The sequence below is a fragment of the Pseudoalteromonas sp. APC 3250 genome (genome assembly GCF_030407915.1).
Taxonomy (GTDB): domain Bacteria; phylum Pseudomonadota; class Gammaproteobacteria; order Enterobacterales; family Alteromonadaceae; genus Pseudoalteromonas; species Pseudoalteromonas tetraodonis.
The window spans coordinates 1-1232 of record NZ_JASDCM010000038.1 but is presented as its reverse complement, the minus strand read 5'-3'; the positions used below and the strand labels follow the sequence as shown (position 1 = coordinate 1232).

The following is a 1232-nucleotide window of genomic DNA, read 5'->3' as shown; positions in this document are numbered from 1 at the left end:
TGTTCTGCACAACTAAATCAGGACACTTTTCTTAAGGAACTTTGCTCATACTCTACTGGCGATAGATCACCATTAGCAGTATGAAGTCGCTCTAAGTTGTAATAGCGCATATACGCTGCCACATCATTTCTCATATGCTCACGAGTTGGTTGCGGAACTTTCAACAGCCAATCATGTTTTAAGCTGCCGAAGAATCGTTCAACAACCGCATTATCCCAACACGCACCGACATCGCCCATACTGGCTCTGACGCCATAACTCCATAGTAATTGTCGATATTGTTTACTGGTGTACTGTGAACCTCTATCACTGTGAAACACCAAGCTTTTTGGTGGCTGCCGTAAGTTATAAGCTTTCATCATCGCCTTGCTAACTAAGTCAGTCGTCATGCGTTTATCAATATGCCAACCAACAATACGACGTGAATATAAGTCCATGACGATAGCCAGATACATCCAACCTTCGCCAGTTCTTAGATAAGTCACATCACCAGCCCACACCTGATTTGGCGCAACAGGATTAAAGTTCTGATTCAAAAGATTATCAGCAACGGCATCACTGTATTTACGCTTGGTTGTTACCTTGTATGCCACTCGTTGAGTAACGACTAAACCAAGTGTTGCCATTAATTTCTGAACGCCATAATCACTGACGCTAAAGCCCTCACTGCGTAACTTCTTTCTAAGCTCTCGGTAGCCTAAGCTATTTCTGCTTTTCTTGAAGAAATACTTGGCCTTTCGATATAAATTAAGCTGCTCTACAGTAATTACTTTTGCTGGCCGCTTAAGCCAAGCATAATAAGCACTGCGGCTTACTTTCATCACTTTGCAGAGCTTAACCACGGGAAACACCGAGGATAACTGCTTAATCGTTTTAAACGTTACCTGGTTTCTTTTAGCAGGAGGGCGCTGGCCTTTTTTAAAATTTCTTTTTCCATCCTTAGCTCTTTATTTTCCTTGCGAAGCCTTAACAGCTCAGCCCGCTCATCAGCATTCAAACTGGCACCAGATTGTTCTGCTTCAACTTTAGCTTTCCAGTTATAAAGTAATTTATCTGTGATACCTAAAGACGCTGCTGCCTTAGGTACGCTGTAACCTTGCTCGGTTACCAATGCCACAGCTTCTTGTTTAAATTCTGCTGTGTAACTTCTGTTTGTTCGTTTTGTCATTTAACACCTCAATAATTGGATTATATTCCATTATTAAAGTGTCCTGTTTGATTAAAGCAGATCA

The 1232-nt window shown here is 41.6% G+C and carries 1 protein-coding gene; it reads right to left on the bottom strand.

Annotation, left to right across the window (positions count from 1 at the left end):
* Nucleotides 1-17: 17 nt before the first annotated feature.
* A protein-coding gene (locus QL986_RS18765) for an IS3 family transposase (protein ID WP_290191830.1) occupies nt 18-1168 on the bottom strand; the annotation gives its coding sequence in 2 pieces (ribosomal slippage) (nt 18-898 and nt 898-1168; 1152 coding nt in all).
* Nucleotides 1169-1232: the final 64 nt, after the last annotated feature.